This window comes from Bacillus sp. SIMBA_008, assembly GCF_046535495.1.
Classification (GTDB): Bacteria; Bacillota; Bacilli; order Bacillales; family Bacillaceae; genus Bacillus; species Bacillus subtilis.
In genome coordinates this window covers 1-233 of sequence record NZ_JAWRWL010001338.1, presented here as the reverse complement: position 1 = coordinate 233, position 233 = coordinate 1, and the positions used below count along the sequence as shown (strand labels likewise).

General features: G+C 47.6%; 1 protein-coding gene. It reads left to right on the top strand.

The window, feature by feature from the left end; translation table 11 throughout:
* A partial coding sequence (locus tag SB658_RS27800) for a type VII secretion protein EssB/YukC (protein ID WP_410603814.1) occupies positions 1-233 on the top strand: 233 nt, incomplete at both ends.

The window sequence follows — 233 nt, the reverse complement described above, 5'->3', positions numbered from 1 at the left end:
CCTTATACGTTCTGTTTTTCGTCCAGCCGAAGCAAGAGGCAATTACGGAAAGCAACCGCTATTTTTTAAATCAGCAGTACAGCAAAGTCATTGACACACTCGCTAAATACGATGCGGAAAGCCTCCCGGAATCTGTGCAGTACGAGCTTGCTTCCTCTTATGTGGCAGTTGAAAATCTGAGGGAAGAACAGCGGAAAAACATCGGGCATCTGGTCACGCTGCAATCAGACCCG